The sequence below is a fragment of the Sphingomonas liriopis genome (assembly GCF_024211255.1).
Classification (GTDB): Bacteria; Pseudomonadota; Alphaproteobacteria; order Sphingomonadales; family Sphingomonadaceae; genus Sphingomonas; species Sphingomonas liriopis.
The window spans coordinates 45,019-60,033 of the sequence record NZ_JAMLDY010000021.1 but is presented as its reverse complement, the minus strand read 5'-3'; the positions used below and the strand labels follow the sequence as shown (position 1 = coordinate 60,033).

General features: G+C 59.5%; 11 protein-coding genes and 1 pseudogene. 6 read left to right on the top strand and 6 right to left on the bottom strand.

Features of this window, described 5'->3' with window-relative positions:
- Window positions 1–631 precede the first annotated feature (631 nt).
- The 6 genes from M9979_RS15080 (at window position 632) to M9979_RS15055 (ending at window position 8,677) form a co-directional block, all read left to right on the top strand.
- Window positions 632–1,252 (top strand): hypothetical protein, encoded by a 621-nt coding sequence (locus M9979_RS15080; RefSeq protein ID WP_254290182.1) that lies wholly within the window; start codon window positions 632–634, stop codon window positions 1,250–1,252.
- A 151-nt stretch (window positions 1,253–1,403) separates the two neighbouring features.
- The gene (locus tag M9979_RS15075) at window positions 1,404–2,729 is read left to right on the top strand and encodes an O-antigen ligase family protein (RefSeq protein ID WP_254290181.1); all 1,326 of its coding nucleotides are present in this window, start codon (window positions 1,404–1,406) and stop codon (window positions 2,727–2,729) included.
- A gap of 41 nt (window positions 2,730–2,770) precedes the next feature.
- Window positions 2,771–3,484 (top strand): polysaccharide biosynthesis/export family protein, encoded by a 714-nt coding sequence (locus M9979_RS15070; protein ID WP_254290180.1) that lies wholly within the window; start codon window positions 2,771–2,773, stop codon window positions 3,482–3,484.
- A gap of 9 nt (window positions 3,485–3,493) precedes the next feature.
- Entirely contained in the window at window positions 3,494–5,710 is a 2,217-nt protein-coding gene (locus M9979_RS15065; protein WP_254290179.1) for a GumC family protein, read from the top strand.
- Between the two features lie 51 nt (window positions 5,711–5,761).
- Window positions 5,762–6,937, top strand: a complete 1,176-nt coding sequence (locus M9979_RS15060) for a hypothetical protein (protein ID WP_254290178.1) — start codon at window positions 5,762–5,764, stop codon at window positions 6,935–6,937.
- Between the two features lie 339 nt (window positions 6,938–7,276).
- Window positions 7,277–8,677 carry a sugar transferase gene (locus M9979_RS15055; RefSeq protein WP_254290177.1) on the top strand — a complete coding sequence of 467 codons (1,401 nt, stop codon included), beginning with the start codon at window positions 7,277–7,279 and terminating at the stop codon, window positions 8,675–8,677.
- A gap of 5 nt (window positions 8,678–8,682) precedes the next feature.
- Here M9979_RS15055 and M9979_RS15050 read toward each other — a convergent pair whose 3' ends face one another.
- From M9979_RS15050 to M9979_RS15030, 6 genes and pseudogenes are all read right to left on the bottom strand, one after another.
- Complete coding sequence (locus M9979_RS15050; protein WP_254290176.1) at window positions 8,683–9,891, bottom strand: WcaI family glycosyltransferase; 1,209 nt, start codon at window positions 9,889–9,891, stop codon at window positions 8,683–8,685.
- Window positions 9,892–9,974: 83 nt separating this feature from the next.
- Complete coding sequence (locus M9979_RS15045) at window positions 9,975–10,379, bottom strand: hypothetical protein (protein ID WP_254290175.1); 405 nt, start codon at window positions 10,377–10,379, stop codon at window positions 9,975–9,977.
- Between the two features lie 122 nt (window positions 10,380–10,501).
- The gene (locus M9979_RS15040; protein ID WP_254290174.1) at window positions 10,502–12,025 is read right to left on the bottom strand and encodes an endo-1,3-alpha-glucanase family glycosylhydrolase; all 1,524 of its coding nucleotides are present in this window, start codon (window positions 12,023–12,025) and stop codon (window positions 10,502–10,504) included.
- A gap of 388 nt (window positions 12,026–12,413) precedes the next feature.
- A pseudogene (locus tag M9979_RS17450) lies at window positions 12,414–12,779 on the bottom strand (glycosyltransferase); the annotation flags it as partial.
- Window positions 12,667–13,149 (bottom strand): glycosyltransferase, encoded by a 483-nt coding sequence (locus tag M9979_RS15035; RefSeq protein WP_254290173.1) that lies wholly within the window; start codon window positions 13,147–13,149, stop codon window positions 12,667–12,669. The pseudogene M9979_RS17450 and the gene M9979_RS15035, both read right to left, overlap by 113 nt.
- A 221-nt stretch (window positions 13,150–13,370) precedes the next feature.
- Window positions 13,371–14,957 (bottom strand): O-antigen polymerase, encoded by a 1,587-nt coding sequence (locus M9979_RS15030; protein ID WP_254290172.1) that lies wholly within the window; start codon window positions 14,955–14,957, stop codon window positions 13,371–13,373.
- Window positions 14,958–15,015: the final 58 nt, after the last annotated feature.

The window sequence follows — 15,015 nt, the reverse complement described above, 5'->3', positions numbered from 1 at the left end:
CGCGATCCGCTCCCACTGCGCATCGGAAAACCAGAAGAAATCCGCCATTTCACTACCTCCTCACAAAGGTAGTGAATCACCATCAGGCATCCAACGGAAGCCGGTTATTGGGTCCGGACCCTAAAACACTGGACTGACGGATGGTTGGTCGATTGATCCGCAGTCCGCTCTTGAAATGCTGGACTGGCGAACTGAAATACCGGACTATTCATGCCATTAGATTCAGCGGTGAGGTCATGGACCGATGCGCGAAGTGAGACCGGATGCAGCCAGTGACGGGGACTGGGAAGATGCCCTTCGTCGTGAGCTAATTATCCGGCCGCTTGCTTCCAAAACCCGCATCGATACGGCTGTTACCGTCGCAGCGATGACGACGTTGGGCATTGGGCGCTCCCGCCCGTTCGACTCATCCGCGACTATCGTGCCGTCCCACAAGCGGCAACCCTGCTGCCTGCGAAGCGCGGACGGATCAAGGGCGAACGCCGCCTTTCAAATGACCGGGAGTCGCTGATTGGTGAGCGCTGGCTGAGTGCTATCTTATGGTGGAGAAGCCATCCGTGGCCGATGTGCGACGCTGGCTTTGTCACGAGTGCGCGAAGGCAGAATGCCCGTTCCGAGTACCAAAGTCATAGTGACTCGTATCAATGCCCTGTCGCCCAGGCAGGTCGTGATGACGCGCGAAGGCGCGAAAGCTGCTGCTGACCAATACCGACCCGTGCGAGGACGCCTCGAGGCGAATTACGCGATCGAACTCGTGCAGTCAGATCACACGCTGGTCGACATGATCGTGGTAGATGACGAATGCCGCCAGCCGATCGGCCGGCCGTGGCTGACCCTGATGATCGATGTCGCAAGCAGGACGGTGCCGGGCTTCCATCTTACCATGCTGGATCTCTCAGCCGTGTCGGTTGGCATGGCCATGCGGCACGCCGTGTTGCCCAACGAGCCATGGCTCATCGAGCGTGGGATGGCGGCGTCATGGACCAACGAGGGCGTCATTGACGTGACTGACGTGACCCCCGCAATTCGTGCTTTCGAGCAGGATATGTCTTCGCATGCGCTGCGGCGCACTTCCCGGCTTGGTCGATCGTACCGGGCAAGGGCATTCGCCAAGGCTGGCGGGGCAGCGCCTTCGACGGCCGAAAACCGGGTGGAGAGTCAGCCGGTAGCCACGATACCGGATATACCACGCTATTGCCCCTCCGGAATCTACACTCTAAGGCACCGGCATGGTTTCCGCTTTGCCCAGTAATCTGTTATCGACAAGGCGGGAACGTATGGTCGCTCCGTATTGCGCGGTGACCGGCGCAATCCATTGATCCGTAGTGGTTAGCAAGCGTTCCCCAATGCACAGGCGCGGCTTGCCCGGCCTGCCGCCCGTTCTCCTTGTGCTATTGTTCGCTATGCTGTGGTTTGCCGGCGGATCGTCGCGCAACGAGGTGCCGGGCCAAATACTGGTGCAGTTCGTCACCTGGGGCACGCTGTTCTTCGCAGTGCTGCTTGCGCCACCGCCCGCATCGGACAGCAAGGCCGTGCTGTGGCTGCTCATGGCGATCGCGCTGGTGCCGCTCGTCCAGCTCATACCGCTGCCGCCGGCGATCTGGCAGGCGCTGCCCGGACATGCCGCCTTGTCGGAGGCGGCGCGCGTTTCCGGCCAGGCGCAACCCTGGCGGCCGATCGCGGTCGTACCGGGCGCAACGCTGAACGCGCTATTCGCGCTGGCAACGCCCGCCGCGGTGTTATTGCTCGTTGCGGGGCTGAAGGAAAGCTCGCGCGGATGGTTGCTCGGGCTGATCGTGGCACTTGTCACGGGCGCGGCACTGGTCGGTCTGGTCCAGTTTTCCGGTAACCGGTTCGAACAACCGCTCATCGGCTATCGCTACGATGTCAGCGGCATCTTCGGAAACCGGAATCATTTCGCTCTGTTCCTTGCTATCGGCTGCGTGGCGGTCTTTGCCTGGTCGCTCGACAAATCCAGGGGGATTGGCTGGCGCGGCGCCGTTGCCCTTGGCCTTCCGGTGCTGTTCGTCCTGACCGCTCTGGCGAGCGGGTCGCGGGCCGGCACGACGGCCACGTTCGCAGCGCTGATCCTCGGCCCGTTGACCGTACGTGAGAACATCCGCGGCTTGCTGATCGGGCGCCCGCGCTGGGTGGTGCCGACCCTGATCGCCGCCAGCCTGCTCCTCGCAGCGTCTGCGATCACGCTAAGCTTCGTGTCGGGCCGTGCGGATTCGATCGACCGGGCGATGGGAGGACAGTTTGCGGAGGATATGCGTGCGCGGGGCTTGCCGACGATCCTAATGATGACGCGCGACCATTTCCCCGTCGGTATCGGCATGGGCGACTTCGATCCGGTGTTCCGTCGCTACGAACCGTTCGAACTGTTGAAACCGACCTATTTTAACCAGGCACATAACGATGTGCTGGCGGCGGTGCTGGAGGGAGGATTGCCGGGACTGCTGGTTCTGTTGCTGGCGCTATTCTGGTGGCTGCATGCCAGCGTGGTCGTGTGGCGCTCGTTGCGCGAACACGATCCTGCGGCAGGACAGATCGTACGCGCCCGCTTCGGATCTGCCGTCCTGGCGCTGGTGTTCGTGGCCAGCTTGGTCGATTATCCTGCCCGTGCGCCGCTGATGTCAGCCACGACGGCCCTCGCCGCCGCTCTACTTGCGTGGGGATGGACAACTCGCCGCCCTTCGAGTTTACCACAAGCAGAACGCTCGATATAGGTGGTCGAAACTGCTCGCCGATGCGTTGGAAATCAGACAATATGCGCAAGATCTTTGCCGTTTCGAGCCTTGCGCTCGTCCTCGCGGTTACTGCCTGTGGTGCTCCTGACAGGATCCGTTCTAGCAGCGATTTGACGGTCGTGGAAACCGACGTGCTCCCCGCACCGGGACGTGACGATCTGACTGCCGCCGACCGCCCCTCTCTCATCGGTCCGCTCGATACCATCGAGGTCGATGTTTTCGGGATCCCCGAACTCGAACGGGAGATACAGGTCGACGCCAGTGGTCGCATCGCGATGCCACTGGCCGGCACGATCGACGCGCGCGGCAAGACCGCCAGCGAGTTGGGAGAGGCGATCGCCGCTGCGTTGCAGGCAAGCCACGTTCGCAATCCGAAAGTGACGGTCAACATCAAGAGTTCGGTCAGCCAGGTGGTCACGATCGATGGCCAGGTCGTCGAACCAGGTCTGTATCCCGTCACCAATCAGATGACGCTCATGCGCGTCGTGGCATCGGCCAAGGGCCTTTCCGAATTTGCCAAACAGGACGATATCGTGATCCTGCGCACCGTAGGTACGCGTAGAATGGCAGGCCTGTACAATATCGACGCCATACGCCGCGGCGCCTATAATGATCCGCCTGTCTATGCCAACGACGTCATCATCGTCGGCGATTCACCGCAACGGCGCCTGTTCCGCGACTTCGTATCCGTGTCGCCGCTACTCGCTGCCCCGCTGATCGCCATCTTGAATTAAGGGCGTCTCATGAACTTGGCCAAATCGAATATGGGCGCCGCTCACGGTCCGAAGGATGCGTTCCCCGGGATAGCCGGATCACAGGCAAGCGAGACGCCACTGATCCGTCAGTATTGGCGTATCGCCAACCGGTGGCGATGGGTCATCCTGGGGGTCGTCGCCGCCTGCGCCATCACCGGCCTAATCATTACGCTGCTGATGACGCCGCAATATACGGCGACCGCGCAGATAGAAATATCGCGCGAGGGAAATCAGGTCACCAGCTTTCAGGGCGTTGAGCGCAACAACAGCCAGGTAGACCAGGAATTCTACCAGACCCAGTATGGGCTGTTGAAATCGCGCAGCCTTAGCGAACGGGTCGCCACCCAGTTGCAACTGACCGACGATCCGCGTTTCTTCGAAATGTTCGGCGTCGGAAAGGATGGTGAGAAGGCGTTTGCGCGGATCAACAATCGCTATACCGCGGCGGGGCGGGCTGCACGGCTGCGTATCGCGGGAGAATTGCTGCGCAACAATGTTGATATCTCGCCGGCACGATTGTCGCGCCTAGTGGACATATTTTTCACCAGCCCGAATGCGACCTTTTCTGCGCGCGTAGCCAATTCATGGGCCGATGCATATATTCAGACCAACCTCGAACGGAAAAGTCAGGCGACATCCTACGGTCGCAATCTTCTTCAGCGGCAACTTGGCCAAGCCAAGGAACGGCTTGATGAATCGCAGCGCCAACTCGTCAACTACGCATCGCAGCAGCAGATCATAAACCTGCCGACACAGAGCGGCAGTACCAACGGCCCGGCGACGTCCGAACGCTCGATTGTTGCCGACGACCTCGCCACGCTCAATGCGGCACTCTCGCAGGCGATCACGGAACGCATTCAGGCCGAGGCCCGCTATCAGCAGGCCGGTCGTGCGGGTGCGTCGACGGAAGCATTGCGAAATTCGGCCATCAGTGCACTTCGGCAGCAGCGCGCCGAACTTGCCGCTAACTATCAAAAGCTCATGGTGCAGTTCGAGCCGGAATATCCGGCGGCACGTGCGCTGAAGGCACAGATCGATCAACTCGACCGGTCGATCGCACGCGAGGAAAGCCGAGTCAGCGGGTCCCAGCTCGCCGATTACCGCGAAGCGCAAGCGCGCGAAAATGCCCTCAAGGCGCGTGTAGACCAGTTGAAATCCAGCTATCTCGACCTGCGCCGACGTTCCATCCAGTATAATATCTATCAGCAAGAAGTAGATACGAACCGAGCACTCTATGATGGACTGCTCCAGCGCTACAAGGAGATCGGCGTCGCCGGCGGGGTCGGCATCAACAACATCTCGGTAGTGGATACCGCCGACGTACCGCAAAAGCCGTCGCGCCCCCGTCTGTTGCTCAACCTTGCAATCGCCTTGCTGGCAGGCCTTGGCCTCGGGGTTCTCGTTGCCTTCTGCCTCGAACAGATGGACGAAGCGATCGCCGATCCGGCGGAGATCGAACACCAGTTCGACCTTCCGCTCCTCGGATCGGTGCCGAAGGTGGGTGACGGCCTCAACCCGCGCGACGTGCTGCTCGACCGCAAATCCGATATGGTCGATGCGTATCTCGCGGTGCAGACCAATCTCGGTTTCACCACCGCGCATGGGATCCCGCGTTCGTTCGCCGTCACCTCCACTCGTCCTGGGGAAGGCAAATCGACTACCGCATTGTCGCTCGCCACTATGCTTGCCCGGGCACAGCGCCGAGTGATCCTGGTCGATGGAGACATGCGCTCGCCGTCCGTCCACCATCTGGGCGGCGTCGACCATAATCGCGGGCTCAGCAATTTCCTGGCCGGGGAAAACGACATTCCCTCGCTGACATTCCCGATGAGCGACCTCGGCTTCACCGCCATGTCGGCGGGTCCCATCCCGCCAAATGCGGCCGAACTGTTGACCGGCGACCGGTTGGGCGTGCTGCTCAACCGATTACTCGAGGAATACGATCATGTCGTGGTGGATTCGCCCCCAGTCATGGGGCTGGCCGATGCGCCGTTGATCGCGAGTAAGGTCGAAGGCGTCATCTATGCTATTGAATCGCGTGGTATCCGGGCGACGCTGGTGAAGACCGCACTCAGCCGCCTGGCCAATGCGAACGTCCATGTGTTCGGTGGTGTTCTGACCAAGTTCGAAGCTCATAAGGCCAATTCGGGATATGGTTATGAATATGGCTATGGCTATGGTCGTGCCGACAAGGCCAATACCTAGGCCATGTCCGCTTCCCGACCCATTGCAGCGCGATCCGGGCAGGAATGGGCCGTGCGCGGGGTGCTGGCAGCCATTGTCGCGAGCATTGGCTATTTCGGCGTAACTTTCGCGCTGGCCTGCGCGCAGGCGACCAGCAATCCGCTACTGGCATATCGCCTTGCGCCTTATGATGGTCGACTGTCCGGCAGGGCGGCGATTGCGACAGCGACCACGGACATCGCGGATGCGTCCAAGCGCGCGCGTGGCGAACGACTGGCCCGCCGCGCGCTGTTGCAGGACCCGATGGCCGTGCCGGCCATCACGGCATTGGGCGTGAATGCGGAAGCGCGCGGCGACATAGCTGCGGCGCGACGACTGTTCCACTATGCGCAGTTGCTCACGCGCCGCGACCAGCGCACGCAATTATGGGCGATCGAAGACGCGGTGCGGCGCGACGACGTTGCTGATGCGCTGCGGCAGCATGACATTGCCCTACGCACCATGCCGAAAATGAAGGAGCTTCTCTATCCGGTGCTCCGTCAGGCCAGCGCGGATGACGGCATCCGTCCGGCACTAGTGCAGACTCTCGCCAAAAACCCGATCTGGCGCGACAATTTTATCGATTATGTCGCCGGGGATAAGGATAGCGATCCCGTTGCGATGGCGTCGTTGTTCATGGCGCTGCAACGTGCCCGGGTTCCCGTTGCAGCGACCGCGCAGAACCGGGTCGTCGATGTGTTGCTAGGCGCCGGCAAGAACGACAGCGCCTGGAACTATTATGCCCTGATCCGTCCCGGCGCGGTACGCGAGCGATCACGCGATCCGCGGTTCTCGGGTGCCGGCGAAACACCTTCCCAGTTCGATTGGGTGCCAAGCAACGACAATGGCATCGCATCCAGCATGTCCACCGGCGTGTTTGATTTTTCCGTATCGCCGAGTATCGGAGGCGTATTGCTGCGCCAGGATCAGTTGCTGCCGCCCGGGACATACCGGCTGACCGGCCATACGAGCGGCATCGATCAGCCTAACGATGCCAGACCTTATTGGAGCCTTGCGTGTCAGAATGGCAAGGAGCTGGGGCGCGTCCCCCTTCCCGATTCTGCGGCTGACAATGGCGTGTTTTCCGGTACGGTAACGGTCCCATTAGCCTGTCCCAGGCAGACGCTGAATCTCGTCGCCCGACCGTCGGACTCGGTCGGTGGATCCAGTGGGCAAATCAACAGGATGGAATTGATACCGCTTCCGTGATCTGTTCCTTGACCATCTCACCCGCCGTCATCTGCCGGCGATGGCGGGGCGTGCGCCGCTGACCGGGTTACCCGCGATATCGGCGGCTTGTCGTCGGCGTCCAGTCTTCCCCGCCACGCGGGTATGGCAAGGCTCATGCAACAAACTCGTCGCGCATGCGGCTTGGGCGTCTGGCGCGAGATGGTGCCCGGCCTTCGTCTCGCCCATCGGCGGTAAATTGGAGTGACCGGTTGTACTATTATGCAATAGACCTTAGGCGCAATTCTGGATTGCCTCGTGATCCAAAAGCCTGTCCTGTGAGCTTCCCCAACTATGTTGCATACGTCGGTACATTCAGGAATGATGGAACTGGAGCCAAGGGATCTTCCGCCGACCGGACCAAAAAAGTCCGATGGCGCGAGTACACAGTGGCGCACGCGTAGCAGCACGCTGCACAATCGGGCCATCCTGTTGCTGAGCAGCAGCGACATCCTGATCATCGGCCTCGTCTTCACCCTTGCAGCGATCGTCTGCGGCGCAAGTGGCTATGGCTGGGTAATCTTCACGACCGCCCTGATTCCCACCTATGCCGTGATCGCGATGGGCAACCATGCCTTTCACTCCTATGCGCTCAGCAATCCGTTTACTGCGATCGTCAAAAGCTGTCGTTCGCTCGTTGCCTCGGTTGGACTGCTTATTCTGATCGCATTCTATCTGAAGAGTGCCGATTTCTTCCCTCGACTGACGATATCGGTAGGTTCGGCAGCGACATTGTTCTGCCTAGCCATAGGGCGCTACTTTATCGTACCCAGGTTATCTCGACTGATCGGCGGGAATCCGTTCAACGCAATTTTGATACGCGATGGAAACGAAGCGGTTCCTCCGGGAGATTTCTCCATCGTCATCATGGCGGAGTCCTTTTTCGATCCCGACGTACATGATCCGCTCACCTACGATCGACTGGCAAGTTCGTTAATGCTGGCTGACCGGGTCGTCGTCGCATGTCCCGCGGAACGTCGGGCAAGCTGGACGCAGGCCCTGCAAGGGGCGCACATCCAGGCGGAAATCATCGTCGATGAGCTTCGGCCATTGTCTCCCATTGGCTTGGGGCCGGATCGGAATGCACCATCGGTCATCGTGGCGATCGGACCGCTCAGCCTGCCCAATCGGGCAGTGAAGCGACTGTTCGACCTCGTCGTTGCAACTCTGGCATTGATACTGCTCGCACCCTTGATGGTCGTAGTTACCGTGCTCATCAAAATTGACAGTCCAGGACCGGTCTTGTTTAAGCAGGCGCGGATCGGACGGGGCAATCGCCTGTTCAATATCTACAAGTTCCGCAGTATGCGGACGGAAGCATGCGACAAGAACGCCGACCGGCTTACTGCGCGCAACGACGATCGCGTGACCCGCATCGGGAAGTTCCTCCGCAAGACGAGCATCGACGAACTGCCCCAGCTTATCCAGGTCCTGACTGGCCGGATGAGCCTGGTCGGGCCCCGCCCGCATGCGACAGGTGCGCGCGCCGCGTCCAAACTCTATTGGGAAGTCGATCAGCGTTACTGGAGCCGACATGCGGCCAAACCGGGCCTGACCGGACTGGCACAGATCAGGGGTTATCGCGGGAATACCGAGTTTGAGGATGATCTGCTCAACCGGCTCAGTTCGGACATTGAATATCTTCAGTCATGGTCGTTTTGGCGCGATCTCAAAATCCTGTTCCTGACATTCCGCGTCATCTTTCACCAAAACGCATTCTGACCCGCTTAAATCCCAAGCGCGCGTTCGAACGCGGGGAGTAGCGTCGACGCATCGAGCGCCTGCGTGCGCTCGATGCGCAACGATGCACTAGTATCCGGCGTATCGATCATATCTTGCAGCGCCCGCATGACCGCATCGACATCGCCCGGTGGGGTGAATATGGCGGCACCGCCGAGGAAATCGGCAAGTTCGCTGTCCTCGTCCGCCGTAATCAGGATGCGCTTGCCACTGGCGAGCATGCCACCCAGCTTGGATGGCAGGACGAGTTCACTTACGCCTTGTTCCTGCGGAAGGATATGGCAGTCCGCTAGGTTCAGAAATTCCCCCAGTCGCTCGGTCGGCTGCAATGGCAGCAAGCGGATGTTCGGCAGCCGCGTGGCGGCCGCTTCCAGCTCCGGACGCATCGGCCCGTTCCCAGCGAGCAGAAAGAGAAAGCGCGCGTCCCCGAGCATCTGTTCGGCCGCTCGGATGATGACATTCAACGCCTGCTTGCGTCCCATCTGCCCCGAATATTGTACTACGAACGTCTCGGGGGAAATGCCCAGTTCCTCCCGATAGGAACTGGGCCTAGCCAACGGATACACCAACTCAGTATCGACCCAGTTTCGCACGATCTTAATCCGATCCGGCGCCAATCCTTTCGCAATCAGACGAGACCGCATCTGCGACGAGATCGTGATGACCCTGTCGAACCGGCGCATAATCCATCGTTCGACGGCGAACACGAAACGAATGACGCCCTTGCCTGCCCGGACGTGCCCGACAGCCAGCGCGGTATCGATTTCCAGATCCTGAACATGCTGGATAGGCCGCGCTCCACACAGGAAGGAAGCCAAGACCACCGATGGTGCATTTGTGATCGTCGGTTGCACCGCGATGATAATCGCCGGTTTTTTCCATAACGCCCGCCACAGAAGGACTGGCGTCGCCATGATCGACCAGCTCAACGGCATGAGCAAGCGCGCCAATCCAGCGGCGGCTTCGTTGAGGTACATCGGAATACGCCAGACCTTTACACCATGCAGACGCTCCGAAGAATATCTCCATGCGCTATATCCAGAAAACGTCTTCCACCCCGGATAATGCGGTGCGGTAGTAATCACCTCCACATCATGCCCCCTGCCGGCAAGATACTCGCAGAGTTCGAAGGTGTATTTACCCGTTGATATGATTTCAGGGCGATAATTCATGCAGCAAAGGATTATCTTGGCCATAAAGCGGGGTGCTTAATCCAATTGGCGACTGTATGCGTAAAGGCAGGTTTTCAAACTGTTTCAGCGTGGAGGTACGATGCTCGTTACCGTTCGGTGCTGTTCTGCAAATTGTCCTCCGGCGCGATCGGAACGCTTGACCTGCCTTGGGCGGGGCGGTTCGTACGCTGCAAAGATGTGCCACCCGCCGTCGCTGTCGGGTTGTTGCGCGTACCATCATCGCGCGACACCGTATATGCGGCATTGGGGTCCGCCAGCGTCGTTGGCGTATATCGCTCGATCCGCAGACTGAGGCGGTTGTTGATCCGGTTGTTGAGGCGGTTGTTAACCCGGTGCCGGTTGGCCGCGGCCGGCGTCGCGTCGGCGGTCAGACGGGCGCCATATGCGGTGGCAGTATCCCGCGTGGATCGGGTTTGAGCGCTCGCCGCACCCGACGGGAACAGCGCAGCGGCGATAACCGCCCCGGTACGTACGGCTTGGCCAAGACTCATTCGAACAATTCCATTCCGATCGGTACGCGTCGTTCGGCAATTACGCCTGAAGACTGGCCGCCGTCCATCACCGACTGGGCCGCTGTCCGGTCCTCCCAAATCTCCGTCGGCAATGACAGCCATTACGCGCCCGGAGTATCCGTCGGTAAACGCAAAGACGAACTACCGCCATAGGTCGGATCGCGCAGACCGGGTCGCGGATCGATCGAGATGGGGCTTTTCAACTGCTGCACCACGCGCCGGTCGCGGTACAGGGTGACGACCGCCGTGCCCGGGATGGCCGGGACGCGAATGGTCTGCAACCCCGAACCTACGACTTTCCGAACGACGGCATCGCCCGATTGCAGGACCATCTCGCCCGGTTTCGTGAGCAAGGCTACCACTTCGATATCGTTGGTCCATGGCGCATCCCCTGTCCGTGTCCAACGCGCTCCCGGAGCCGCCGCGTCCGGCCGAAATATTTGCCGCCGCTGGATGAAATAGAATGCGTCACGCATCAGGGCAGGAGCCTGTCGCGCTTTGATCCAGGCTATATAATAGGCCGTTAGATCGTAGAATGCGAATTGGGAAAAGCTGGACGGCGAGATTTCGGACGTTTCCGAATAGTCGTTCCATGTGACGATCTGGACCTGTTTGGCACCCAGGTCGATCGCGACATCCCACTGATTCCTGTAGGATCGTGAATTTCCCGCCTCAAACGCCGCCAAATCCTTCGGACGAGAATCTTGTGGCGATACCGGAATCATCCAGTTGGAATATTTCAGCTTTTCGACACCGGTGATCACTTCCCTGGCATTATCGCCTGCCGCTGGTCCCCGCGTTCCCCAGAACGTCATGCCCCAGCTCACATCGCGCAACTTTGCCATCGTAGCGGTCGCCGGATCGTAGTAGCACGGCATCAACGCGATCGGGTGCCCCCGTTCGCCCATGATCGTGGTCAATTGCCGCCAGAAAGCGACGGGATATCTTTCCGCGGCGATCGGCATCACCAACAATTTTCCGTCAACCCGCAATGCCGCCGGATGCGTCGCGAACGGCATGAGCGCGTCGGCCAGTCCAGCGGGCGACAGCCCGGCAACTACGCTCATGTCCGGTTCGGGAAAAACCTTGAATCCGGTACCCGATGCGTGCGCCGCATCAAGGAGCTTGCGCGCGGTCGGCAGGAACATCGTATCAGTGAAGTTGAGAAGATTGACGCCAAAACCATCAATGCCGATGCGGGCGGCGCGCGCCACGTCGACGGCAAAGTTGGTGTCGTGAAATCGCGGCGTCGACCGGAACGGCGCAGGAAGTGGACGCTCCCGCAAAAACCCGCCCTGCCGCGCATATTTACCGTTTTCGCCCGACGCCGTCAGATATTGCGTGGCGTAATAATCCTTGTCGGGAGGCAGCCCTTCGTAAGACAAGGGAAAAAATGGAAAGTAATGCGCGATCACCAGCGCCTTTCCTTCACCCGTCTTTGCCGTTCTGAACGGGAATGCGGCGGCGGGCGACTCCTGCGCGACGACATCGCGTGCGGCCGTCGCAAGGCCTTGCCAGTCCGTGCGCGGATCGGATGCACTGCAGATCGCCGATGACGCCAGGGTCATCGACATGGATATCGACAACAGCCAAGCCGGCCAGCCAGTTTTCGCAAGGATATTCATCTATACCTGTCTCCAACAACCCGACAGTCGATCACGGCGGGCCGATTGCAAGGGTTGACCATTTTGCTGCCCGATCGTTTCCCGACCTGATTGCATCGGCGTTCTTCCCCAACGATGACCAACGCCCCGGGCCACCAAGGCGCCTTGTCCATGCCGGACACCTCTCGCGATCAGCGATCCCTCACCATATCCTTGTCCTTTTGCAGGATCTTGAGCAGCGCCTGTTCGATAATCTCGGTCTGGATCTGCGAGTTCCATTTCTCATGGACAACGAGTTCCATTTCTCATGGACAATATGACGGCAAGCGGCACGCACCCTGTCGCGATCGGCGGTATCCAGCCATTCCATGATCGTATCGGCCAGGCTTGCCCCATCGTTGCGGACGAAAAAGACACCGGTACGCCCGGGACCAATCGCATCCGCCTCCGGCATTTGCCAGTCCAGATCGCCATGCGTGATGACAGGCGTACCATACATCAGGCTATGAACCGCGGTCAGCCCGACCTTTCCCGGAGAAACCGTCCAGTCCGCCCAGTATATCATCTGCCCTGTGATATTCTCATCATAGCATGATCCATAGAAATGGACGTCCACGCCCAGCGAGTGAGCCTGATCTTCCAACGCCTGCCGTTCCGGTCCGTTACCCACGAGCAGTATATTCACCGCCCTCCGGCGCTTCGCCAGCAATGCCGCGGCATCCAGCAGCAGGTCGAACCGGCATAAACGCGTGATCCGTGCCGAACATATCAGCAACGGGCGATCCTGGTGGACGAACAGTGCCTGGTCGCGTATCGTTCAACCCCTTGGCCTCGATCCGCCTAACGACATCGTCCGCCACATCCAGATCGAGACTGTTGTAGACGACCGTGATCCGCTCCGGCGACGCGCCATTCATCACGCCAAGGCGTTTGCTGCGCGAGGCATAAACGAAAAAATGATCCGCAAGACTATAGAACATCCTGCGAAGCGTCTTTTTCACCATGGCTTCCGGGCGCTTCCAGCCATGCCCCCAGAAAACGACCGGTGTTTTCCGGAGCTGCGCCAGAGCGGCACCGATCCAGGTGGAAATTACGTTGGGATCACCAAGGTAGATGATCGCATCGTAAACCCCCCGATGCCGCAACCCTGATACCGGTCGGCTGCCACATCTTTCCCCGAAAATATAGCAGCGGTGCTGTTATGAAATGGCGTACCAATACGGTATCGACATGCTCGATGCCTTGGAAAGACTTACCGCTACCGTAGAACGTGAACTCGAAGGCGTCCGATTGTTCCAGCGTCTACATCAACGGCCGACGGTAGTGGGGCCACATGTAATATATAATGGCAACGCGCAGCTTCCGCTTATCCGAGATCCTCTCGTTCCATTTGCCGGATAGGCTGCATTCCCCAGCGCGCTATCACCCACAGGCCAAGAGCCACGATCACGAACGGCGGCAACACGCCGAGCAGCGTACCGCGAAACACGGTGAGCCCGAAACCCATCAGCCATCCTGCGGCCAGCCTGGTACGATGATCGGTGACCCAGCCACGATCGATCCACCGATCCAGTCGGCTGAACACCATTCCGAGCAATAATCCGCCGATGATCACACCCGCCCAGCCAAAATCGACATAGAACTCGCTGGGAAGCGGCTGCGAGATGTTGGTAAAGGTATACCCTACCGCTTCCGACGTCAGCTGCCCGGTCGGTTCGCCCTTTCCGGGCCATATCGAGCGCGGCACAAAAAACAGGATCGCCGACAACAGCTGGACGCCAGCAGTATGGTGATACAAATCTACATACACAACGGAATTTGCAACGGACTGATAACCGTCGAAATCACCCGACTCGAAATATGATGATGTCACTTGGCGCAAATTAAGGTCCGCAAGCGTACCGCCGCGGCGGCTGAAATGGTTCAGCACAGGCATGGCGATCAAGGCGCCGAACACATACGCACTGCTCAGGACGCTTCGGGCGGAAACTTTCTTGAAATTGACAATGAGCAGCAAGAACAGGATTATTATACCAAAAACCTGACTTCGCGGCAAGGAAAGGGGAAAGTTCACTACCAAAAATATTGGTGTGTTGATCAGTAGCAGTAATACTCCCAAACGCTTACTCTTGCTAAATTTTACGAGCAGGGTGCCATAGATGAGCGGCAGGAACGTCACGGCACGCGGCACCGCCACGGCAAATCCAGCGGCGACGTTGTCGCTGGTGGCGGCGTCGAGGGTTTCACGTGTACCCAAAGCCGCCGACAGACCGATCGCTTTCACAAAGGCTGCCATCGATATCAGGGAAACGATCGTCAGGACGACACCGAGGAGGCCGTTATCCTGGATCACCCGTCCTGTCGAATGTGCAACAACCCCAGGGCGGCCGTGCGCGCGCGCCGGCGGCATAACGATGTAGCCAACCGCCACCGCGATCATGAACAGCATGACGATGACGGCAGCGCTTGTTCGAACTTCGGGGGAATAAGAGAATCCGAAAAAGGGAAACAGATTGATCGAAGCGTGGTTGTATCCCGGCAGCACCAGATAGATCGAAAAATAGATCGTCATCAACTGCAGCGACAATTGCATCCGATGATTGGTCGAGGCGAACGCCATGGCGATCATCGACGCGATGAATGTCGCCGCGAGCAGGAGCATCGACGCATCGCCGGCCCATCCGGCGGTGGGCGATCCATTTGCTATCAGCAAAACGAGGATTGCTGCGCCCAGCGTCCAAACCGCCGTACTGAACTGTCTGCTCATGCGCCGGCTGTAAGCCGGCCACGCGCAGCGGGCAACGCCGTTGATATCCACGAACGCTACGGCTTGTCGATCCAGCGGCCGTGGCCGCGCCACAGAGGAAGCATCGACGGGATGCCCACCGTCAACCGTGCGGAACGCACCTGCAAGATGGTACGAACGAGGGCAGACGGCTCCCGCCGCGGCCATGAACCGCAGTATATCCGGATGCGGCATCGTATCGGAATCTGCCCCAAGGCAACTGAAC